The following is a 20,175-nucleotide window of genomic DNA, read 5'->3' as shown; positions in this document are numbered from 1 at the left end:
AGGCCAAAGGGGAATTGTAGATTGCTCTTAGCCTTCTCGCAGTGCCGTTAAGAAGTCTCTCAAGCGTCTCCTTAAAGTCTCTGCTTGGTTTTGCAGGTCTTCTGCAGAAGAAAGAACTTGTTGAGAGCGACCAACATTGCTTTGTGCGCCTTCTTTTACATCACTCACTGTTGTTGAGACCAAAGCAACATCCTTTGCAGTTTGTGTTGCATTACCTGCGATTTCTCTCGTTGCTGCACCTTGCTCTTCAATCGCAGCTGCAATTTCAGTTGAGGTTTCCTGAACCTCAGAAATAGCGGAATTAATATGAGAGAACCCTTGAACCGTTTCTTCTGTTGCCGCGACGACACCACTAATTTGGGTTTCAATCTGTTCTGTGGCTTTAGCCGTTTGATTGGCCAGGTTCTTCACTTCTGACGCAACAACAGCAAACCCTTTCCCTGCTTCACCCGCTCGGGCAGCTTCAATGGTGGCATTCAATGCTAACAGGTTCGTTTGATTGGCAATATCTGTAATGAGCCCAACAACTTCCGAAATTTGCGTCACCTTGTTAGACAAGCTTTGTACATTTTCGCTGACACCCTGGCTCAGGTTCGATGCATTCGATGAAGTATCATATGCATGATTGACTTGACGCGTAATGCCATCAACCGAACAAGACAGTTCTTCAGAGGCAGCGGCCACCGCATCGACATTCTGAGAAATACTTCCTGCAGCGTTTGAAGCATTTTCAGCAGCACCACCGACATGCCCAGCCGCATCAGACATTCCCTCAGCCAGGTTTTTCAATTGTTCTGAGGCTTCGTGTACAGCGCGTACAATGTCTTGAACCTCAGCCTCAAACGCATCGGCAGTTTCGCGAAGAGCGACCTTTCTCTTTTCTTCGGCCGCTTTTTCTTGCGCTGTTTGCTCTTCCTCAAGATGCTTCACACGCTGTGCATTCTCTTGGAAAACCTGCACCGACTGCGCCATCTCACCAATTTCATCAGTCCGCTCAACACCTTTAAGCATAATGTCGTCTTCCCCACGGGCAAGACGACGCATGGTACGCGTTGTTTGAGAGATCGGTGTCACAATACGTTTTGCGATAAAGAAATACGTCCCCCCAAAAGTCGCCAGCAAAAGAGCAACCACCAGCATAATAATGTTTGTAGATTCCTCATATGCCGCAACTTTCATATTTGTTAGGGGCACATAGACATTCAGTGTCCCTAAAAAGATCGACTCTTTAGGGTCAATACTATGACATGTCGCACAGCCTTCATGTGCATTACTTGGCAATGGAACAGCAACCCGCAAGAATTCTTCATCCTGGGTTTTATAAATTTCACCACCTTTACTGAGGGCGGTTAACGCGTCGTGTTCAAAAGGTATTTTGGGCTCAGTCTGTTCCTTACCAAAGGACCCCGGCCCACCAACCGTCTCCGCATTAATTAAGCGAATACGGGTCATATCTTCTCCAAAATTATGGGTAACCGCCTTATCTACAGCAAAAATAGTCTTGATCCATGCATTATGGATTTCAGGTTTTTCATCTTCAGAAGCCTCTTTGTATTCCTCGAGAAAACGAACCGTTGAAACCATAAACATTTGAACAGCACGCTGAATACTGTTGTTTACTTCTTTTTCCGCTTCTGTCTCAATTTTTGTTGAATATATACCATCAAGCGTAAAAGCGATTGCTCCGATCATTAATGCCGAAGCAATGGAAAAAGCAATGGCAACACTACCTTTAATTTGGATTTGCATATAAAGCCCCCATGTACACAAAACTCTAAGTTATATTAGGGAATAATAGTATTGCTAGTTTATATAGAGTCTAAAAGAAACAGTATTGCGTCGCACCAATTCGACACTGCATTGCAATATAACGTGCTAAAATCAACCGCCTAGGTAAAAAATATTACTTTTAAACCCGTAGTGAGCGAATAAAAAACATATTACACTTATATACTGTTCATTATTCATGCCGAGTCGCTCTCAGTAAGACCAAGAGCATTATGAAACACATTCTATATGGAAGGTCAGGAAGCGATCTTTTCAGGAACTGATAAATTCAAGTATCGCCTGTTCTGCACTGTCTTCTTCAAGGGTAGGGGCATGACCAACATTGGCAACTTCCAGACCGGATATATTATCCAGTGAAGCCAGCATTTTTTCATAAGTTTCTTTCTTAAAAACGGAAGAAACTTCCCCCCTTAACACCAGCACCTTTCGCAGGCCCAACGCATGAAAATAGGGCCATAAATCTTTGCGTTCCTCTTTACCGCGATCAGCCTTGAGGTTTTCAGCGATCTTCACATCCCAATTCGGGATATAGCGTCCATCGACAAGCTTATAGGTTTTCTTTGCAATCGTATGCCAGTCCTTATCATCAAAACTCAGCTCATCCTGATAATGGCTTTTTAATTTTTCAACAGCCCCTTCCAGATCACTGACGGCACGATCGTCACTGGTATAGGCGATGATCTTTGCAAGACCCGTTTCATCGAGATCCGGCCCCACATCGTTCAAAATGACACTGTGTACAAGACTTGGGGCAACCACACACATCGCCATGGATAACAAGCCCCCCAATGATGTTCCTAAAAAGACCACGTGATGTAAGCCCAATGCCGAAGCAACATTAAAAATATCTGACACATACGTCATGGGGGCATAATTCTGCCCATCAGGATCATAGTCCGATCGCCCACGGCCACGATAATCCAGTGTCACAACACGATGACCACGTTGGCACATGACATCCGCAATCTGATCAAAGTCCTGAGAATTGCGTGTCAGCCCGGATAGACATAAAACGGTTCGCCCCTCTATCTGCTTTGGGCGATAATCACGAACATAAAGCTTTAGCCCATCTGAAGCCGAAATAAACCGTTCCTGAAACGACATCATCACACTTCCGTCTCGCAAACAATATCAGGGAAATGATGTAGGGACTTCACCTCAATCTTCGGCAAAATATCTTGCCCCATTTGTTCCTGTTTTTGACCAAAACGATTGATCCAGACAACCTGAAAACCAAAAGCTGTCGCCCCAACCGCATCCCATGCATTGGCAGACTGAAAAGCGACCTCATGGGGTTCGACCTCCAAATGATCAACAGCCATTTGATAGACCCTTGGGTCAATTTTAAAAGCTTTGACCTCATCAACAGACATAACATCATCCAGCAAATGGGCAATACCGGCTTGACGCACAGCGGCAGTTAACATGGTGCGTGACCCATTTGACAAAATTGCCGTCTTAATCCCCCGGTCCTTGAGGTTTGCCAACATTCTGGGGACTTCGGGATACGCATCCAGCTTCAAATATAATTCCATCAAACGCGCGCGTAGCAAGGGGTCTTGCATGTTGAACGTATCCATCGTGAAATCAAGTGCTTCACCCGTGACATGCCAAAAGTCCACATAGCGCCCCATCATGGTGCGCAACCATGTATATTCCAGCTGCTTCTTGCGCCACATGGCCGAAAAATTCAGCCAGTTATCCCCAATATCTGCCGCACAATGGCGCGCTGATGCGGCCACATCAAACAAAGTACCATACGCGTCAAAAACGCATGCTTTAATATTTTCCAATTTTTGCGTCATGCTATTTTCTTCTTTTCAAATCAGATTCCAAAGAAGATGCAATTTGTGTTGTTTTCAAACGGTAGCGATAAACCTGCACATTTTCCAACACACGTTGCACATAATTGCGTGTCTCGCTAAAGGGGATTTGTTCAACCCAGTCGATAACATAGTCACGGTCATCGGTGCGAGGATCGCCAAATTCCTTAACCCATTGGCGGGCCCGGTGTGGCCCTGCATTATAAGAGGCCAATGACAGCACATAAGACCCATCAAACTTTTTCAACAAATCATCCAGATACTCACTGCCAAGCCACACGTTCATCTTGGGACTAGAAGTCAGTTTCTTGCGAGAATATTTATAGTTTTTCATCTTCGCCAAACGGTGGGCTGTGCGTGGCATCAATTGCATCAACCCTCGTGCACCAGCATGGCTCTGCGCCTTTTCATAAAAGGCACTTTCTTGACGTACCACCCCATGAACAAGGGCTTTTTCTGGTGTCTTACGCATGATTTTAGGATCAAGAAGCGGGTAGGCAGCTTCAATGACACCATGTCCATCACGTAAGGCTTTTTTCCCGACATAAACCGCCAAATCCGGCCGTCCTGACTTGATGGCAAGTTCAGCCACCAGCGTGCGCCAGCCTGCCGTGGTACTCATGGTATTCAGCTGATAGATGAAACTGCGCATCTGTTCACGTTCCCCAATGCGCTTAAGGAAGGAAACCACATCCACAAGCTCGCTTTCTTCAAAGGAAATACGTTCCTGTTTGTTTGGTTGTGCTTTCAAATTAACCGTTACTTGCGAGCGTTTGCCTAAACGTTCACTCGCCAATTGGCCGTAATAAAAGGTGGTATATTGCGATGCCTCTTTATACCATTTATCCGCTTCTTCGGCCTTGCCCATATCTTCATAAGAGCGCGCAACCCAATAGGTGGCCCGTGCCTTACTGATGGGATATTTCACCGCCTTATTCAATGTTGTGAAATGGGCTAACGCCTCTTGTGGCTCTTTTAAGAAGCGCAACTTGATCCAGCCTGCCATCCATTCTGCATCGGCAAAGTTCGCACCTTTCTCCAAACCATGGTTTGTGACCATACGATAAGCTTCGCTGTAATGGCCTTCACGAATGGCATGGCGTGCCATAATCACACGCTGTTTCCACCAAACATGCGGGTAGGGCAGGTCTTGCGGTGCTTTGAAAAATAACTCGACAGCCCCTTCATGGCGTCCCTTGATCCGGCGCCATCGCATACGTTCAAACAAAAGTCCCGGATGTTCGATAAACTTTTTCGGGACACGGGCAATGGCACCATCAACACCACCGCGCATTCGACGTAATGCCAAGCGGGCTTCGGCCAGTCGCTGCCAATCTTTCTTTACATGGCGCAACATCCGGCGTGCCGGATAATAACGCCCCTCCCACAACAAACGATCCAGACGATCCACATGATCCTGATAAGTCAGGTATTTCCGATATTTGCGATAAAACTGTTTTTGCTGTTGGCGACCAAAGTTTACCTTAAGCCAGGATTTACGCACCTGTTCACGCACCTCTTGCACCCGTCCCAGTTTATGCAAGGCGTCCACAAGTCGTATATGTCCATTGGCACTTCGGGGTTGGCGACCATTAAACCATTTGATGACAGCTTGCGGTGCCATGGCTTCACTCATGGCCTCTTCAGCACGGCGTTGAAGGATTGACTGGCGCGGCCACTCTGAATTATGTGAAATAAAAGCCGCAATATCCTGAAAAGAAACATCCTTTTTCGGGTCAATAATCTGCATCCAGCGAACCAGTTTGGCAGGCATCGTGCTTTTCGCCTTCACCGCCTTGTTGGAAGCGCGTTTCCATTTCTTCTTTTTGGCATCCTGAAAAGCGGACTTGGTAATTTTGTAATCTGCATGAGAAAGGGGTGCAGCGCTAAGGGGCTGCAATGACATGAACGCACCAAATGCAAGGGCACTCATGAAAAGGCGTGATTGCTTTACCTTAAAAGACAAACTCAATGGTCATCCATCCCGTGTCTATTTTCTGCAAGAATTCATTCTGCGATCCCTGCTTGGACAAATACTTTAAGCGGCAGCACAGCCATCCGCAAGAACGGATTCAACTTTTTTCGCTTTGAAAACTTGCCCATTGCCAACAGAACAGTTATGTTCCCCAATCCAAAAAATAGTTTTGATTTGTGTAGGCACATTTTTTCCTACACATACCAAGGAGATAATCATGTTTCAGGGTTCTATTCCTGCCCTGATCACGCCGTTCAAAAACGGAAAAGTCGACGAACAAGCGTTCCAAGACCACGTTGAATGGCAGATCGAGCAAGGGTCTGATGCACTCGTCCCGGTCGGCACCACTGGTGAATCACCGACTCTCAGCCACGATGAACACCGCCGTGTGGTGGAACTGTGTCTTGAGGCTGCCAAGGGACGCGTTCCGGTCATCGCCGGAACCGGTTCCAACAATACAGCCGAAGCCGTCAGCCTGCAGAAACATGCCAAGGAAGCAGGTGCCAATGCCGGTCTTGTTGTGACACCTTATTATAACAAGCCGACACAGGCGGGCCTGATTGCCCATTATAAAGCAATCCATGATGCGGTGGATCTGCCCATCATCATCTATAACATTCCGGGCCGTTCTGTCATTAATATGACGACGGAAACGATGGCAGAGTTGTCCAAACTCAAAAACATTGTTGGCGTTAAAGATGCAACAGGGGATTTGACACGCCCGCTGGATACTTATCAAGCTTGCGGCGGAAACTTCTGTCAGCTTTCTGGTGAAGATGCCACAGCTGTTCAGTTCCTGTCTGCCGGTGGTCATGGCTGTATTTCTGTCACAGCCAACATTGCCCCAAAACTGTGTTCTGACATGCAACGTGCATGGCGTGAAGGCGATGTACAAAAGGCCATGGAGATTCAGTTCCAGTTGCTGCCGGTTCACAATGCCATGTTCTGCGAAAGCAGCCCAGGGCCTGTGAAATATGCCGCTGAACTGATGGGGCGTTGCTCTTCTGAAACACGTCTGCCGTTGGTAGAAATTTCTGACAGTAGCAAAGAAACTGTCCGTAACGCCTTGACTGGTGCTGGCCTTATCTAAGTCCATGGCAGCCAAGAAGAAAAAAAAGAACGATGATTTTTCGGCGCGCATTGCGGCACAAAACCGCAAGGCGCGCCATAACTATTTCATTGAAGATACCATTGAATGCGGCATGGTTTTGACAGGCACCGAAGTCAAATCCCTGCGCAGTGGTCGCGCCAGTATTCAGGAAGCTTACGCCACTGAAAAAGATGGTGAGCTTTATCTGGTCAATGCTAATATCCCGGTGTACGAAGGTGGGAACCGTTTTAATCACGAGCCACTGCGTCCACGTAAACTTCTGCTCCATAAACGAGAGCTGGACAAAATGTTGGGAATGACAACGCAGAAAGGCTATACGCTTGTTCCGCTGCATATTCACTTCAATGATCGCGGAATTGCCAAAGTTGCCATCGGGATTGCCAAAGGTAAACAAAGTCACGATAAACGCGAAAGCATCAAGGATCGGGACTGGAAACGCGATAAAGCCCGCTTAATGCGCGAAAAATACTAAGTCACAGCACCCAAAACACCTTTTAGATGAAATCTATACATCTGCGAATGCCGATTCTATACACAGGCAGAACTTGTAATTAAAAAAACACCTCAAAAATATCTTTTGGTTTCATATTTTTAACTTTCGAAAAAGTCAAAAAAAACAATACTTTCATCATGTTAATGAACAATCAAGAATAATTACGCAATAGGCTACCTAAATAGGTGAGGAAAATACTTAATTCCAAAGTATAAAGATTTCACTGTTCGGGTCGAAGGTCGGGGGGCCTCTTCGGCTATGTCTTTATTGAGGTATAGTTATGCGCATTACGACGAAAATGGTTGTTTTCTCAACACTCTTGCTTTTGCTTTCCGCAGTTGGGATTGGCGCTGCATCAGTGATTACGCTGAATTCAGAATTAAAAACATTCGTACAGGACCTTCAAGGGAAATCCTTGCGTACTGCAGCAATGGGTTTTCAGATGCTGTATCCAAGCCTGAAGTTCAAAATTGATGATAATGGCAATGTCCATGACATCAAAACCATTCGTTTCCCGAAATTTCGCAACCACTTCATGATTGACCGCATTACCCAATCCACGGGGGATACAGCGACAGTTTTTCAATGGGATGAAAAAACAAAAGACTTCTGGCGCAAAACCACAAACATTAAAAAGCCGGACGGTTCCCGTGCAATCAACACCCCTTTGGGGCAAACCGGGCGCGCATACCCTGTTGTAAAAAGCGGTAAAACCTATCGCGGCGAAGCTACTATTTTCGGTATTGATTATTACACCGAATATAACCCTATTTTTGACCCATCCGGCAAAGTCGTCGGCATTCTTTACGTTGGTATTGAAAAAGAAAAAAGCGAAGCCTTTATCAACAACATTGTAAATTCCATCATCATTTCAGCAGGGCTTGTTTTAATCATTTTCATCGCAATCACCATCTTTCTTGCTAAAAAAGGCGTCACCCCCATTCAAAGACTTGTCATTGTAACCAATAAGTTAGCCAAAGGCGAACTGGACACAGAAGTCAACGGACTAGAGCGTGAAGATGAAATTGGTGATATGGCCAAAGCTATCCAGATTTTTAAAGAAAGTTCCATTGAACGCATCAAACTTGAAGAACGCGAAGGTGCTGAACAACAAAAGCAAATCCGCCGCCAGCAAGCCGTTGCAGACCTCACTAAAAAGTTTGAAGAAAAAATCGGTGAAATGATGGGGGCTGTTTCCAATTCAATTACAACCCTTCATAACGCAGCTGATGCATTAAACGGCAATGCGGCGTCAACAAGTAACAAAGTTGAAAACGTATCCAATGATACCCAACAAGCTGCAGAAAATGTTGATTCCGTTTCTGTTGCCAGTATGCAGCTCAGCGCATCAATCCAGCAAATTTCAAGCGATGTCCAACAAACCACGGGCCTGCTTTCCAATTCTGTTGAAAAAACAGATATTGCCAATGAAAAGATCAGCCACCTTGCCAATGCATCTGATCGTATTAGCGAAGTTGTGGGCTTGATTAGTGATATTTCAGATCAAACCAATATGCTGGCCCTGAACGCCACCATCGAAGCCGCACGGGCAGGGGATGCGGGCAAGGGTTTCGCCGTTGTGGCCTCAGAAGTGAAAAACCTGGCTTCTCAAACCAGTAAAGCAACCGAAGAAATTGGCGCACAGATCGTTAGTATCCAAGGTGAAATCAACGGTGCTGTGGAAGCCATCCGCGAGATTTCCAACATGATCAATGAGATTAGCTCCATGTCTTCAAGCGTAGCGGCGGCGGTGGAAGAACAAAGTTCCTCAACCGATGAAATCACCCGAAGCGTTCAGCAAGCTGCCGATGGGACACAACGCGTTGCAGATAACATTGCAAATGTGACTGATGAAGCCAAGGACACGGGAGTCAAAGCTCAGGAAGTCTCCAGCTCGGCATCTGAGCTGATGGCAATCTCTGATGACCTTCAAGCTTATATCAACAATTTCCTCAACAATGTTGAGAGTGCCGAAAAAGCGGCTTAACCCATAACAGAAAACGCCACCTTCCTTCCGGCTAGGTGGCGCTGTTATTGGTCCTGCCCCTTAAAGCGTAATCAAGATGATTCAGGCCAGCAACTCGGGGCGGCAGACCCAAAAGCTGCCAGCTTACCGATCAAAGCTGTATCCACATCAATCAGGCAGGAAACCCTGATTGGTTTCTTTACATCAAACAACTTGGAAGAAATGGTAATTTTTAACTGCTCAAGCCCAGCAATGCCATTAAGAAAGTCGATTCCTGTCAAATAATTCTTTTCAACATTACAATCTGGTTGCTTTTGCGTGCAACGTATACTGTGTGGTGCAAAATAGATCTCACGACTGATTGCGTTACCTGCTTGAATTGGTTCTGGCTTGGCTTCGCTAATATATTCAGTCTTAACACTGGCTTCCGTTCCCGTGAATTTATGAACAGACTGCCATTGCTGTTCATATCTTACCCCGTCAAGTTCAAAGGAAATTGTTTCTTTTTCAACAACCGCATTATGCCCCGTCTCCCCATCATTGGTATAAGCAACACGGGCACCCAAGCGTAAATAACGTTTTTCATCCTTGGGATGATATTGATAAAAAATCATGATCACCTGTTCAGGGGGAAACAAGGTTACTTGCGCCCCCCTGACAAAGTGATATCCCTGCACCAGAACGCCCCCTAAAGCCATCACAAAGGCAGCAAAAGCCAGAATGTCTGTTTTGAGGTCGATCTCGATATAGGGGAATTTTCTCATTTTCTTACAGATCTTTCAGGCAGGTTGGATACAACGTCTTCAAACGTTCCTGCACCACTGGCTTAGAACCAATATATGTTTCTTTTAAGCTCGTGCATTGCGCAGCACTCAAGCTGGAATCTACAGACTGGACCGAAGCAGGAGCGGGGGCCGGAGCCGGTGCAGGCATTAAATTGGGGGCCTCAGGCACACCAACAGTCCCAGCATGGGTTGCAAAAGCCCCAAAAGAAGCTGCCAATAAAGTTAGAGAAAAAACAAAAGAGCGCATAAGTCACCTAAAATTATATTTTAATCCGAAAAGACCATTTTAGGATGTATACGAACTCAAAAAAAATTCAAGCCCTATTTTTAGTTTTTTAATCTAACTTATGATCATCCACAGATTGTTTTTGTTTTCCGGCTTCAAAAGCCTCTTTTTTCTTCTGCGCTTTTGTTCGGCCAAATTTAACGCGATTTTCCTCAGCCCGTTTGTCCTTATCCAAACGGGCCTTTTGCTTGCGTTTTTGTCGAAGGTTGATGATCTCAGCCAAAGCGTGGGCTCGCGGCACGAATATGGGTCATTAGCTCATCATAGGTGAAAGCCGTTTTAAACTGCGGGAATTCCGCAATTACATTATCAGGCGCACTAAAGAGAATGCCCGTATGCGCTTCCCCCAACATTGTCGTGTCATTATAGCTATCGCCCGCTGCAATCGTATGGAAGTTCAGCTGTTTAAACGCCTCGACAGCTTTACGTTTGTGATCTGTCAGCCGTAGCTTATAGTCAGCTACACGATCATTTTCATCCACGATTAAACGGTGACAGAATAAAGTCGGCCAATCCAGCTGACGCATCAGCGGTTCTGCAAACTCATAAAACGTATCAGAAAGAATGACGACCTGAAAATCTTCATGCAACTCTGACAAGAACTTTTTCGCCCCATCCAGCGGACCCAAGCTGTTGATGACGTCCTGAATATCTTTCATTTTCAAGCCATGTTGATCGAGAATATCAAGGCGATATTTCATCAAAACATCATAATCCGGCTCATCCCGTGTCGTACGTTTCAGGGCCTCAATCCCTGTTTTTTCGGCAAAGTTAATCCAGATTTCCGGGATCAAAACACCTTCAAGATCAAGACATACGATTTCCACGAGACTTCCCCCTTAGTTTATAGCTCTTCGCACAGGCTGCGAAACACGTCATGAAACATTTCTTCGGTCAAACGACCCGTATTTGTGTTGTAGCGTGAACAGTGATAACTGTCGAATAAAATAGGCAATTCATCCCCCAGCTCATGGCGGGCATTATGGCCGAATTTCCACTGTGATTTCTTCAGGCCCAGTGTCTGGATCACCGCATTATGCGCCACACCACCCAACGCCAGAATGGCCTTTAAATTAGGCATGGCCTTCATTTCGTCAATCAGAAAGGGACGGCAGGCTTTTTCTTCCGGCCCTGTTGTCTTATTTTGAGGTGGTACACACCGTACGGCATTGGTAATGCGACAATTGACCAGTTCAAAGCCATCATCTGCGCGTGCGCCATATTCACCTGTTGCAAAATGAAACGTCTTCAAGGTTGGATACAACAGATCCCCGGCATAATCCCCGGTAAAGGGACGCCCGGTGCAATTGGCTCCTTTTAATCCCGGTGCCAGACCACAAACCAACACTTGTGCCTCAAGCGGCCCAAATGATGGAACGGGTGCGTTAAAAAAATCCGGGTATTTTGCCTGATTATCATGGCGAAACTCAACAAGACGCGGACAGAGATCACAATCCGGTGTCGGAACAGCTGAGGTAGGGGATGTCATCTCTTATTCCTCAACATACTCGGCATCATCATCAAGATACTCATCCTCATAATCGGGCTGAGAAGAACTTTGTCCTGCCGGGCCAGCCGGTCGCGTCACCGTATCTTCCAAATCGACCAAATCAATAAAGTTATCAGCCTGCCTGCGCAATTCATCGGCGACCATTGGCGGGCTTGAACGCGTTGTGCTGACGACTGTCACACGCACACCTTTGCGCTGAACGGCCTCGACCAGACGGCGAAAGTCCCCATCACCAGAGAAAATAACAATATGGTCCAGATGTTCCGCCATCTCCATTACATCAATGGCAAGCTCAATATCCATATTGCCCTTGATCTTGCGACGGCCTTGCGCATCGGTGAATTCCTTGGTCGGTTTGGTCACCATGGTATAACCATTGTAATCCAGCCAATCCACCAACGGTCGAATCGGGGAATATTCCTGGTCTTCAACAAGAGCTGTGTAATAAAAAGCGCGGATCAGATGCCCCTTATTGGCAAAAACCTCCAAAAGGCGCTTGTAATCAATGTCAAAATTAAGCGAACGCGCTGCGGCATAAAGGTTAGACCCATCAATAAACAGCCCCATACGCTCCTGTGGGTAGAAAATCATCTTCACTTCCAATAACTCAAATATAAATCATTGCCAAAATACGGCGGCAATCCTATAAAAACGGCAAACAGTATTACGCGAAACATCTGTTTTCGCAAGGATTTATAAGATGATACTCATCGGACTTGGTGCCAACCTACCATCCCCTGTTCACGGTAGCCCCATTGAAACCCTAAACGCTTGTATCAAAAGGCTTACCCAATGCGGCCTGTTGGTTACGGCACAATCTCGCTGGTTCAAGTCAGCCCCCGTACCCATGTCAGACCAGCCCTGGTACATCAACGGCGTGGCCGCTATTGAAACAGACTTAGCCCCCAGAGAGGTTTTAAAACAGCTGCTGGATGTGGAAAATGAATTTGGTCGTGTGCGCAGCGAAGCCAATGCCCCACGCGTACTGGACCTGGACCTGATTGCCTATAATAACGAAATCATTGAAGACGCTGGTAAAATTGAAGATAAGCCCTTTTGCGTGCCCCATCCACGCATGCATGAAAGGGCCTTTGTCCTGTACCCCTTGCAAGATATTGATCCAGACTGGACACATCCGAAAAAAAGGTTATCTTTAAAGGAATTAATCGCTCACTTACCTCAAGATCAAATTATTGAGGCCATTGAGCAAGATTAGGCTTGATTTCACCAGAGGTGTCGCTATATTTTGCGCCCTTCGCATTTATGTATTTTTGGAGTGACGTCTTTATGGCTCGCGTTACCGTAGAAGATTGTATCGTTAAGATCCCAAACCGCTTTGAGCTGGTTATGTCCGCTGCTCAGCGTACCCGTGACATTTCTGCTGGCGCAGAACTCACTGTTGAACGAGATAACGATAAAAACCCCGTTGTTTCCCTGCGTGAAATCGCTGATGAAACAATCGCTATTGATAATTTGCAAGAGTCTTTGATCCGTGGCTCACAACGCATGGCACCAGCCCGCGATGAAGAAGAAGAAACTTCAAGCGAAGAAACAGCTGTTGAAGCGGCAGAAGACAACGCCGATGCGTTGGCCGATGCATTGAACGTTCAAGATGACAGCGCGTCTTTGGATGCAGCTGGCGCTTTGGCTTTCCAAGACGAAGTTGAAATCGACGACGAAGACTAAGTAGGTAGCACCATGATCCGTCAATACGAACTTGTTGAACGGGTCCGGGCCTATGATTCAAGCGCGGATGAGGATGCCCTCAACCGCGCTTATGTTTTTGCCATGAAGGCACATGGTTCTCAAAAACGTGCCTCAGGTGATCCGTACTTCATGCATCCACTGGAAGTAGCCGGTATTCTAACCGATTACCGCCTTGATGCTGATACGATCATCACCGCCCTGTTACACGATACAATCGAAGATACCGAAGTTACGGCAGAAGACATCGAAGATGCCTTTGGTGAACGTGTACAGCGCCTTGTCAGCGGTGTAACAAAGCTGACTCAAATCGAATTACAGTCCTCCCATACCAAACAGGCGGAAAATCTGCGCAAGCTGGTCATCGCCATGTCTGATGACATTCGTGTGCTGTTGGTGAAGCTGGCGGACCGTCTGCATAATATGCGCACGCTACATTTCATCAAAAAGCCGGAAAAGCGCCGCCGTATCGCTGCCGAAACGATGGAAATCTACGCACCGCTAGCTGAGCGCATCGGTATGCACGAGATCAAGGATGAGCTACAGGACATGTCCTTTGAGCAGCTCAACCCCGAAGCGCGCGATTCCATTATTACCCGCCTAGAATTCCTGCGTGAACAGGGGGGGGACCTGGTGGGGCGTATCCTCAAGGAACTGCGTGACACCGTAAAAGACAACGGCATTGAAGCAGAAATCAGCGGCCGGGAAAAAGCGCCTTATTCCATCTGGCGTAAAATGCAGCGCCAAGACGTGGGCTTTGAACAACTGTGTGACATCATGGCGTTCCGCGTCATCGTCGAAAACACAGAAGATTGTTATCGCATTCTTGGTGTCATTCACGGCAAATACCCAACCGTGCCGGGGCGTTTTAAAGATTATCTGTCCACACCCAAACCCAATGGCTACCAATCCCTGCACACGGGTGTCTTTGGCCCGGACCATCACCGCATTGAAATTCAAATCCGCACCCGTGAAATGCATGAAATTGCCGAATATGGGGTTGCTGCCCACTGGCATTATAAGGCCAAAGGTGGGTCTGACACCAAACAGACAGAAGGCAAACAATACCGCTGGCTGCGCGAACTGCTAGATATTCTCGATAGCGCTGATGACCCGGAAGAATTTCTGGAACATACCAAGTTGAATATGTTTCAGGATCAGGTGTTCTGTTTCTCGCCCAAGGGAGATCTTATCAACCTGCCCAGTGGGGCCACACCTGTTGATTTTGCCTATGCGGTTCATACGGAAATCGGCAACCGTTGCGTTGGGGCCAAAATTAACCGTCGGATTGTTCCTTTGCGCACAGAGCTTAGAAACGGTGATCAGGTTGACATCATTACCTCAAAAGTACCGCAACCCTCGCCGACGTGGGAACGGTTTGTGGTTACAGGGAAGGCGCGGGCCTGTATTCGTCGCTATATCCGCCTGCAGCAACGTGATGAATATCTTGCCCTTGGTAAAATCATGCTGCAACGCGCTTTTCGTCAGGAAGAATATGAATTCGCTGAAAAAGCCCTGCAAGGGGTCTTGAAAAAATTCAATGCCAATGAAGTCGATGACCTGATTGCCGAAGTCGGCAGCGGACACCTTCCCGCACGTGATGTGGTCGAAGCTATCTTTCCTGGTATTAAGTCAAAGAAAACAACGACATCGACAAAAATCCCAATCAAGTCACACAAGGATACTCCCCACCCAGAGTCTGTGCCCATCCGCGGCCTCATTCCGGGGATGGCCATGCATTTTGCCGGATGTTGCCACCCACTTCCTGGTGATCGCATTGTCGGGATTGTCACAACCGGGCGCGGGGTAACAATTCACACCATCGACTGTGACAGCCTGATGCAATTCCAAAATGAACCGGAACGCTGGCTGGATGTATCTTGGGACATGACTCAACAAGAACAAAGCTCCAAACATGTCGGGCGTATAAAACTCACCGTTATTAACGAACAAGGCGCTTTAGGGTCACTTTCCATGGTTATTGCCAAAAATAGTGGCAATATTCATAACCTGAAAATCACCCATCGCACGCAGGAATTTTTTGAATTGATCATTGATGTGGAAGTGGATGATGTCCGCCATCTAACCAATATCATTGCAGCCCTGCGCGCCACACCGGAAATCAATTCTGTTGAAAGATCCAGAAGCTAGGGTACCTTATGTTCAGAAGACGCCAAAAACCTAAATTTCATCAAAAAGTTATCGGTTTTTTCTGGCCCGCAATGGGTTGGAAGCGGTCTTCGAAATATGTTGGTCACAGGGTTGCCCGTCTTCCTGGCACGCCCTATAGCATTGCTGCGGGCTTTGCTGCTGGTGCAGCCATTTCCTTTACTCCCTTTGTCGGGCTACATTTTATCTTAGGCGCAGCGGTTGCCTGGATCACACGGGGTAATATTCTGGCCTCCGCCATCGGTACGGCAGTTGGCAACCCCTGGACTTTCCCCTTTATCTGGCTTGGCACTTACAAGACCGGGCTGATGATGGGAGCGGGTAGTGGCGCGTCTAGCGAAGAAGACCTTGAGTTTTTAGCCTTTTTTGACAAACTGATCGAAGCGGTCAAAGGCATGGACTGGACCTATGTTGGGGATGTGGCTTGGCCTGTCTTCTGGCCGATGTTCGTCGGTGGCCTTCCAGCCTTTATCCTGAGCTGGGCCTTATTCTTTTTCCCGATCCGTACTCTTGTTAAACGCTATCATGCACGGCGCGTTCATCGCCATGCGGCAGCAAAGAAATCGACTTTTATAGGCCACAGCCATGATGAATAGAAAACTGCGCCTTGGCGTGAATATCGACCATGTTGCCACCATTCGCAATGCCCGTGGCGGTTCTTTTCCTGATCCGGTGCGCGCCGCCCAACTGGCCGCACAGGCTGGGGCTGATGGTATTACGGCACATTTGCGTGAAGATCGTCGTCATATTTCCGATGATGATATCACGCGCCTGACCAATGAAGTCAATCTACCACTGAACTTCGAAATGGCTGCAACCGAAGAAATGCTGGGCATTGCGCTACGTCATCGCCCACACGCTGCCTGTATCGTGCCTGAAAAACGCGAAGAACGCACAACAGAAGGCGGACTGGATGCCAAAGGCAACTTTGACCACCTCAAACCATTTGTCAACAAGCTAAGCGAAGCAGGCATCCGTGTTTCCCTGTTTATTGAAGCTGACCCGGCACAATTGGATGCGGCCAAGGAACTGGGTGCTCCTGTGATTGAACTTCACACCGGGGCTTACTGTGAAGAAACAGGTGAAGCACGTGATAAAGAACTCCAACGTATCATTAAAGCCGCAGCTTACGCCGAAGAACTGGGATTGGAATGCCATGCCGGTCATGGGCTGACTTATGCCACCGTCAAACCAATTGCGGAAATTGATACGATTGTGGAACTAAATATCGGGCACTTCCTGATTGGCGAAGCCATCTTCTGCGGACTGGCCGAAGCCATGGACAAAATGCGCAGCCTGATGAATGAAGCACGACTGGGGGCCTAGAATGATCATTGGTGTCGGCACAGACCTGATTGATATTCGCCGCATTGAAAAGACCCTTGATAAGTTTAAGGATCGCTTTATCAATCGCATCTATACCATTGAAGAACAAGAAAAAGCTGAACGTCGCGCCCATATTGCAAATGGCTACGCCATGCGCTATGCCGCCAAAGAAGCTGCCGCTAAAGCACTGGGCACAGGCTTTCAGAACGGCGTCTTCTGGCGTGATTTGGTCAATGATAATCTCCCCTCCGGCCAACCGACAATGACCTTCACAGGGGGCGCAAAGGATCGTCTGGACAGCCTGCTTCCCGACGGAATGGAAGCCCTGATCAATGTCTCTTTGACTGATGAATACCCTATGGCCCATGCCATTGTGATAATTTCTGCCCTTCCAAAAGCAGATGAAGCTTGACATTCAAGCCATAAGGTTGGATTCATCACTGCGCTGAAGTTAACGTGAAATTAAAGCTTATCCATGGAAACGATTAAAACAGTCTTTTGGGCCATTGTCCTTGCCTTGGGCATTCGTACAATCGCATATGAACCTTTCAATATTCCGTCCGGCTCAATGAAGCCGACGTTGCTTATTGGTGACTATCTTTTCGTCTCCAAATTCTCCTACGGATACAGCACCTATTCACTGCCGTTTGGGGTAAACCTGTTTGATGGTCGTGTCTTTGAAAGCCAGCCGGAACGCGGTGATGTAGCCGTTTTCAAGCTGCCGACAGATACCTCAAAAGATTATATCAAACGTATCGTTGGCCTGCCCGGTGATAAAATTCAGGTCATTAACGGCCTGCTACACATCAATGGGGAAGCGGTTAAGCGTGAAAAAGTTGGTGAATTTGTCACACGTAACCAGCATGGCAGCGTTCAGCGCGTGACCAAATATATCGAAACACTGCCCAATGGCGTTGTTCATGAGATTGCCGAAGAAAATGACAATTGGCATTGGAGTGACAACACACCTGTCTATACGGTTCCGCCAGAACATTATTTTGCTATGGGTGATAACCGTGACCATTCCCAAGATAGCCGCTGGCTAAGTGAAGTCGGCTTTATCCCGGCGAAAAATTTAGTGGGTCGTGCAGAATTCCTGTTCTATTCCAAAGATACGCTGGAACCGACCTGGGACTTGTCATCTATCCGTTTCAGTCGCCTGTTCTCAGGTATTGAGTAATCAATGCGCACTCCTGAACAGCTTGAACAAACCATCGGTTATACTTTTCAAGACCCCACGCGTTTGAAACTCGCCCTTGTGCATTCAAGCACCCACCGCCGACATAAAGACGGCTCTGCCCTTGATAACGAACGCCTTGAATTTCTCGGTGATCGCGTACTGGGACTGGTGATTGCTGATTTGCTGTTTAAGCGCTTTCCTAAAGACAAAGAGGGCGATCTGGCCCGTCGCCATACGGCTTTGGTCCGTAAAGAAGCCTTGGCCCGTGTCTCCACTGATATTGAGCTTGGACAATATATTGATATGCTTCAAGCCGAAGCTGATTTAGGGGGGCGCGAAAACCCTGCGATCCTTGCCAATGCGTGTGAAGCTGTCATTGCAGCCCTGTTTCAGGATGGAGGGCTAGGGGCTGCACAGGATTTCATTACAAAGTTTTGGGCAGGTCTGGTTGAAGAAGACCCAACACCGCCCCAAGATAATAAAACAGCCCTGCAAGAATGGGCACAAAGCAAGGGACTGCCGTTACCTGTCTATAAAACCGTTTCCCAGACAGGCCCGGCCCATGCCCCGATTTTTGAAATTGAAGTATTGGTGAAAAACCATACACCACAGCGTGCCAGCGGCCCGTCCAAACGTAAAGCGGAACAAGCTGCTGCTGGTACCCTGTTAGACATAGTTTTGGATAAGAAATAATGACTGAAGAGATCGATTTTTCGAAACAACGTGCCGGATTTGTTGCCTTTGTCGGTGCGCCTAATGCCGGGAAATCAACAGCAATTAACCAGATGGTCGGCACCAAGGTTTCCATTGTTTCGCCCAAAGTCCAAACCACACGTACCCGTGTTCTAGGCATTATGATGAAAGGCGACAGCCAAATCATTTTTGTCGATACACCCGGTATCTTTGCCCCAAAACGCCGTTTGGACCGTGCCATGGTCGCTGCGGCCTGGGGTGGGGCAGCTGATGCAGACCATATCGTGGTGCTGGTCGATGCCAAGCGCGGCATTTGTCATGAAACACAAACCATTATCAATACCTTGAAGGAACAGAAGCGTAAGGCCATCCTGATCCTCAACAAAATTGATATTGTCGATAAAGAAGCCCTGCTTGAACTCACCATGAAGCTGAATGCGGAAGATATCTTCACGGATACCTTCATGGTTTCTGCCCTTAAAGGGGATGGGCTTGATCATTTTGTCGATTTCATTGTGGAAAAACTGCCGCAAGGCCCATGGCTCTTCCCGGAAGATCAAGTTTCTGACATGCCGGAACGTTTGCTGGCTGCTGAAATCACCCGTGAACAGCTTTATCTCAAGCTGCGTCAGGAACTGCCTTATTCCACAACGGTAGAAACTGAAACATGGGAAGAGAAAAAAGACGGCAGTGTGAAGATTGAACAGATCATCTATGTTGCTCGTGACGGCCAGAAGAAGATTATTCTGGGTAAAGGAGGTCAACAGATCAAAGCCATCGGGGCTCACGCCCGTAAAGAACTGGAAGAAATTCTGGATTGCCGCGTACATCTCTTCCTGTTTGTCAAAGTGCGCGATAAATGGAGCGATGATCCGGAACGCTTCAATTATTGGGGTTTGGATTATAACGCATAAAAAAGCGTCGTCCCCGGCTTGATCGGGGGCCTTATTCAGCTAAACAAAAGCCCCCGCATAGGCGAGAGCGACAATCTCATTGCTTTGCCTTTATCGGCTTGCGCGTAATTCTTCGTTAAATTCCAAGACTTTCGCCGCTACCGTATCGACAAAGACGTCAATACCCGTAAATTTGATCATTTCATTAACCGCTTTGACGTTTTTGTCTTTAAGGATTTTTCCGTTCTTCTCGTTGATCTGAACATCAAAATCCATCTCCAGCTCTTCTGAAAATAAAGCCAGATAGGTCACACCGGGTTCGAGGTCATGTTCAACCGCAACCCACAGCTCGCCATTATCTTCATCAGTCACCTGAATGCGTTGGTCTGAATTACATAGCAAGGCATCCGGGCCTAATTTGACACGCAGCTTTTTAATGACGAAATCAATCGGTGTTTGACGTCCCACGTAAA

The 20,175-nt window shown here is 47.2% G+C and carries 23 protein-coding genes; 12 read left to right on the top strand and 11 right to left on the bottom strand.

The features are described 5' to 3' along the window. Nucleotides 1-27: 27 nt before the first annotated feature. From E4K71_RS06485 to E4K71_RS06470, 4 genes are all read right to left on the bottom strand, one after another. The gene (locus tag E4K71_RS06485) at nucleotides 28-1,749 is read right to left on the bottom strand and encodes a methyl-accepting chemotaxis protein (protein ID WP_135077885.1); all 1,722 of its coding nucleotides are present in this window, start codon (nucleotides 1,747-1,749) and stop codon (nucleotides 28-30) included. Between the two features lie 291 nt (nucleotides 1,750-2,040). Next, a complete protein-coding gene (locus E4K71_RS06480; RefSeq protein WP_135077883.1) occupies nucleotides 2,041-2,895 on the bottom strand; it encodes an alpha/beta hydrolase in 855 nt (284 codons plus the stop codon). Beyond that, a complete protein-coding gene (locus E4K71_RS06475; RefSeq protein WP_135077881.1) occupies nucleotides 2,895-3,593 on the bottom strand; it encodes a haloacid dehalogenase type II in 699 nt (232 codons plus the stop codon). The genes E4K71_RS06480 and E4K71_RS06475 overlap by 1 nt, the downstream gene beginning before the upstream one ends. 1 nt (nucleotide 3,594) lies before the next feature. Beyond that, nucleotides 3,595-5,544, bottom strand: coding sequence for a lytic transglycosylase domain-containing protein (locus E4K71_RS06470; RefSeq protein ID WP_135077879.1), 1,950 nt, complete (start codon nucleotides 5,542-5,544; stop codon nucleotides 3,595-3,597). A 259-nt stretch (nucleotides 5,545-5,803) separates the two neighbouring features. Between E4K71_RS06470 and dapA the strand changes: the two genes are divergently transcribed. From dapA to E4K71_RS06455, 3 genes are all read left to right on the top strand, one after another. Further along, nucleotides 5,804-6,676, top strand: coding sequence for a 4-hydroxy-tetrahydrodipicolinate synthase (gene dapA, locus E4K71_RS06465; protein ID WP_135077877.1), 873 nt, complete (start codon nucleotides 5,804-5,806; stop codon nucleotides 6,674-6,676). Nucleotides 6,677-6,680: 4 nt separating this feature from the next. Beyond that, nucleotides 6,681-7,169, top strand: a complete 489-nt coding sequence (smpB, locus tag E4K71_RS06460; RefSeq protein WP_135082002.1) for an SsrA-binding protein SmpB — start codon at nucleotides 6,681-6,683, stop codon at nucleotides 7,167-7,169. A 301-nt stretch (nucleotides 7,170-7,470) separates the two neighbouring features. Then, nucleotides 7,471-9,177, top strand: coding sequence for a Cache 3/Cache 2 fusion domain-containing protein (locus E4K71_RS06455; protein WP_135077875.1), 1,707 nt, complete (start codon nucleotides 7,471-7,473; stop codon nucleotides 9,175-9,177). A 71-nt stretch (nucleotides 9,178-9,248) separates the two neighbouring features. Here the strand turns inward: E4K71_RS06455 and E4K71_RS06450 are convergent, their stop codons facing one another. The 6 genes from E4K71_RS06450 to E4K71_RS06425 form a co-directional block, all read right to left on the bottom strand. Next, nucleotides 9,249-9,920, bottom strand: coding sequence for a hypothetical protein (locus E4K71_RS06450; RefSeq protein ID WP_135077873.1), 672 nt, complete (start codon nucleotides 9,918-9,920; stop codon nucleotides 9,249-9,251). A 4-nt stretch (nucleotides 9,921-9,924) separates the two neighbouring features. Beyond that, nucleotides 9,925-10,188 carry a hypothetical protein gene (locus tag E4K71_RS06445; RefSeq protein ID WP_135077871.1) on the bottom strand — a complete coding sequence of 88 codons (264 nt, stop codon included), beginning with the start codon at nucleotides 10,186-10,188 and terminating at the stop codon, nucleotides 9,925-9,927. Between the two features lie 88 nt (nucleotides 10,189-10,276). Continuing rightward, a complete protein-coding gene (locus E4K71_RS06440; protein WP_240796882.1) occupies nucleotides 10,277-10,468 on the bottom strand; it encodes a DUF4169 family protein in 192 nt (63 codons plus the stop codon). Continuing rightward, entirely contained in the window at nucleotides 10,443-11,054 is a 612-nt protein-coding gene (thrH, locus tag E4K71_RS06435) for a bifunctional phosphoserine phosphatase/homoserine phosphotransferase ThrH (RefSeq protein ID WP_135077869.1), read from the bottom strand. The genes E4K71_RS06440 and thrH overlap by 26 nt, the downstream gene beginning before the upstream one ends. A 17-nt stretch (nucleotides 11,055-11,071) precedes the next feature. Then, the gene (locus E4K71_RS06430; RefSeq protein WP_135077867.1) at nucleotides 11,072-11,716 is read right to left on the bottom strand and encodes a uracil-DNA glycosylase; all 645 of its coding nucleotides are present in this window, start codon (nucleotides 11,714-11,716) and stop codon (nucleotides 11,072-11,074) included. Nucleotides 11,717-11,719: 3 nt separating this feature from the next. Further along, nucleotides 11,720-12,328 (bottom strand): NYN domain-containing protein, encoded by a 609-nt coding sequence (locus tag E4K71_RS06425; protein WP_135077865.1) that lies wholly within the window; start codon nucleotides 12,326-12,328, stop codon nucleotides 11,720-11,722. A gap of 109 nt (nucleotides 12,329-12,437) precedes the next feature. Here E4K71_RS06425 and folK point away from each other — a divergent pair, with 109 nt between their 5' ends. The 9 genes from folK (at nucleotide 12,438) to era (ending at nucleotide 19,723) form a co-directional block, all read left to right on the top strand. Next, a complete protein-coding gene (folK, locus tag E4K71_RS06420) occupies nucleotides 12,438-12,953 on the top strand; it encodes a 2-amino-4-hydroxy-6-hydroxymethyldihydropteridine diphosphokinase (protein ID WP_135077863.1) in 516 nt (171 codons plus the stop codon). A 71-nt stretch (nucleotides 12,954-13,024) separates the two neighbouring features. Then, complete coding sequence (gene rpoZ / locus E4K71_RS06415) at nucleotides 13,025-13,423, top strand: DNA-directed RNA polymerase subunit omega (protein ID WP_135077860.1); 399 nt, start codon at nucleotides 13,025-13,027, stop codon at nucleotides 13,421-13,423. 12 nt (nucleotides 13,424-13,435) lie between these two features. Beyond that, a complete protein-coding gene (locus E4K71_RS06410) occupies nucleotides 13,436-15,592 on the top strand; it encodes a bifunctional (p)ppGpp synthetase/guanosine-3',5'-bis(diphosphate) 3'-pyrophosphohydrolase (protein ID WP_135077858.1) in 2,157 nt (718 codons plus the stop codon). An 8-nt stretch (nucleotides 15,593-15,600) separates the two neighbouring features. Then, nucleotides 15,601-16,206, top strand: a complete 606-nt coding sequence (locus E4K71_RS06405; protein WP_135077856.1) for a DUF2062 domain-containing protein — start codon at nucleotides 15,601-15,603, stop codon at nucleotides 16,204-16,206. After that, a complete protein-coding gene (locus tag E4K71_RS06400) occupies nucleotides 16,199-16,936 on the top strand; it encodes a pyridoxine 5'-phosphate synthase (RefSeq protein ID WP_135082000.1) in 738 nt (245 codons plus the stop codon). The genes E4K71_RS06405 and E4K71_RS06400 overlap by 8 nt, the downstream gene beginning before the upstream one ends. A gap of 1 nt (nucleotide 16,937) precedes the next feature. Beyond that, nucleotides 16,938-17,348, top strand: coding sequence for a holo-ACP synthase (gene acpS, locus E4K71_RS06395; RefSeq protein WP_135077854.1), 411 nt, complete (start codon nucleotides 16,938-16,940; stop codon nucleotides 17,346-17,348). Between the two features lie 63 nt (nucleotides 17,349-17,411). Further along, nucleotides 17,412-18,116 (top strand): signal peptidase I, encoded by a 705-nt coding sequence (gene lepB, locus E4K71_RS06390; protein WP_135077852.1) that lies wholly within the window; start codon nucleotides 17,412-17,414, stop codon nucleotides 18,114-18,116. Between the two features lie 3 nt (nucleotides 18,117-18,119). Beyond that, nucleotides 18,120-18,809, top strand: coding sequence for a ribonuclease III (gene rnc / locus E4K71_RS06385; RefSeq protein WP_135077850.1), 690 nt, complete (start codon nucleotides 18,120-18,122; stop codon nucleotides 18,807-18,809). Then, entirely contained in the window at nucleotides 18,809-19,723 is a 915-nt protein-coding gene (era, locus tag E4K71_RS06380) for a GTPase Era (protein WP_135077848.1), read from the top strand. Before rnc ends, era begins: the two co-directional genes overlap by 1 nt. 90 nt (nucleotides 19,724-19,813) lie before the next feature. Here era and E4K71_RS06375 read toward each other — a convergent pair whose 3' ends face one another. Then, on the bottom strand, nucleotides 19,814-20,170 hold the full coding sequence (locus E4K71_RS06375) for a hypothetical protein (protein WP_135077846.1): 357 nt from the start codon (nucleotides 20,168-20,170) through the stop codon (nucleotides 19,814-19,816). Nucleotides 20,171-20,175: the final 5 nt, after the last annotated feature.

It is taken from the genome of Terasakiella sp. SH-1, assembly GCF_004564135.1.
Classification (GTDB): Bacteria; Pseudomonadota; Alphaproteobacteria; order Rhodospirillales; family Terasakiellaceae; genus Terasakiella.
This window is presented reverse-complemented; position numbering and strand designations above follow the sequence as displayed.

Coding starts and splice junctions, on each gene's coding strand:
- E4K71_RS06485 (WP_135077885.1), bottom strand. CDS start 1,749: ATGCAAATCCAAATTAAAGGTAGTGTTGCCATTGCTTTTTCCATTGCT.
- E4K71_RS06480 (WP_135077883.1), bottom strand. CDS start 2,895: ATGATGTCGTTTCAGGAACGGTTTATTTCGGCTTCAGATGGGCTAAAG.
- E4K71_RS06475 (WP_135077881.1), bottom strand. CDS start 3,593: ATGACGCAAAAATTGGAAAATATTAAAGCATGCGTTTTTGACGCGTAT.
- E4K71_RS06470 (WP_135077879.1), bottom strand. CDS start 5,544: ATGAGTGCCCTTGCATTTGGTGCGTTCATGTCATTGCAGCCCCTTAGC.
- dapA (WP_135077877.1), top strand. CDS start 5,804: ATGTTTCAGGGTTCTATTCCTGCCCTGATCACGCCGTTCAAAAACGGA.
- smpB (WP_135082002.1), top strand. CDS start 6,681: ATGGCAGCCAAGAAGAAAAAAAAGAACGATGATTTTTCGGCGCGCATT.
- E4K71_RS06455 (WP_135077875.1), top strand. CDS start 7,471: ATGCGCATTACGACGAAAATGGTTGTTTTCTCAACACTCTTGCTTTTG.
- E4K71_RS06450 (WP_135077873.1), bottom strand. CDS start 9,920: ATGAGAAAATTCCCCTATATCGAGATCGACCTCAAAACAGACATTCTG.
- E4K71_RS06445 (WP_135077871.1), bottom strand. CDS start 10,188: ATGCGCTCTTTTGTTTTTTCTCTAACTTTATTGGCAGCTTCTTTTGGG.
- E4K71_RS06430 (WP_135077867.1), bottom strand. CDS start 11,716: ATGACATCCCCTACCTCAGCTGTTCCGACACCGGATTGTGATCTCTGT.
- E4K71_RS06425 (WP_135077865.1), bottom strand. CDS start 12,328: ATGATTTTCTACCCACAGGAGCGTATGGGGCTGTTTATTGATGGGTCT.
- folK (WP_135077863.1), top strand. CDS start 12,438: ATGATACTCATCGGACTTGGTGCCAACCTACCATCCCCTGTTCACGGT.
- rpoZ (WP_135077860.1), top strand. CDS start 13,025: ATGGCTCGCGTTACCGTAGAAGATTGTATCGTTAAGATCCCAAACCGC.
- E4K71_RS06410 (WP_135077858.1), top strand. CDS start 13,436: ATGATCCGTCAATACGAACTTGTTGAACGGGTCCGGGCCTATGATTCA.
- E4K71_RS06405 (WP_135077856.1), top strand. CDS start 15,601: ATGTTCAGAAGACGCCAAAAACCTAAATTTCATCAAAAAGTTATCGGT.
- E4K71_RS06400 (WP_135082000.1), top strand. CDS start 16,199: ATGAATAGAAAACTGCGCCTTGGCGTGAATATCGACCATGTTGCCACC.
- acpS (WP_135077854.1), top strand. CDS start 16,938: ATGATCATTGGTGTCGGCACAGACCTGATTGATATTCGCCGCATTGAA.
- lepB (WP_135077852.1), top strand. CDS start 17,412: ATGGAAACGATTAAAACAGTCTTTTGGGCCATTGTCCTTGCCTTGGGC.
- rnc (WP_135077850.1), top strand. CDS start 18,120: ATGCGCACTCCTGAACAGCTTGAACAAACCATCGGTTATACTTTTCAA.
- era (WP_135077848.1), top strand. CDS start 18,809: ATGACTGAAGAGATCGATTTTTCGAAACAACGTGCCGGATTTGTTGCC.